Raw genomic sequence first — 916 nt, 5'->3', positions numbered from 1 at the left:
GACCGGGACGTCACCCACCTGCCGCCCAAGGAACGCGACATCGCGATGGTGTTCCAGAACTACGCGCTGTATCCGCACATGACGGTGGCCGACAACATGGGCTTCGCGCTCAAGATCGCCGGGATGAAGAAGGACCAGATCCGCGAGCGGGTCACCGAGGCGGCCAAGGTGCTCGACCTGACCCCGTATCTGGACCGCAAGCCCAAGGCGCTCTCGGGTGGGCAGCGGCAGCGGGTGGCGATGGGCCGGGCGATCGTGCGCCAGCCGCAGGCGTTCCTGATGGACGAGCCGCTGTCCAACCTCGACGCCAAGCTGCGGGTGCAGACGCGGACGGAGATCGCGGCGCTGCAGCGGCGGCTGGGCATCACCACCGTCTACGTCACCCACGACCAGGTCGAGGCGATGACCATGGGCGACCGGGTGGCCGTCCTCAAGGACGGGCTGCTGCAGCAGGTCGACACGCCGCGCAACCTGTATGACAAGCCGGTCAACGAGTTCGTCGCCGGGTTCATCGGCTCGCCGGCGATGAACCTGGTGACCGTGCAGCTGGCCGAGGGCGGGGCGCTGCTGGGCGGGCACACCGTGCCGCTGCCGCGCACCGCGGTGGGCGCGCTGGCCGCCGAGGGCGCGGCCACGGCCACGCTGGGGTTCCGGCCCGAGTCGGTGGAGCTGGTCGGTGCCGGGGAGGGGGTGCCGGTGGAGGTGGCGGTGGTCGAGGAGCTGGGCAGTGATGCCTACGCCTACGGCACGCTGCACGCCGCCGACACCGCCGGCGCGAGCGACAAGCTGCTCACCCTGCGGGTGGACGCGCGCAAGCCGCCGGCCAAGGGCGAGGTGGTGCACGTGGCCATCCGCCCCGGCGAGGCGCACGTGTTCTCCCCCGAGTCGGGCAAGCGCGTCTCCCAGGACGAGCGCT

1 protein-coding gene is annotated in these 916 nt (G+C 71.6%); it reads left to right on the top strand.

From position 1 onward, the window contains the following. On the top strand, positions 1-916 hold a 916-nt coding region (locus tag ACI78U_RS24910), incomplete at both ends, for an ABC transporter ATP-binding protein (RefSeq protein ID WP_456878131.1).

The sequence above is a fragment of the Geodermatophilus sp. SYSU D00710 genome (genome assembly GCF_054050195.1).
Note: the sequence above shows the minus strand (reverse complement) of the source record. Positions and strands in the feature narration are given on the sequence as shown.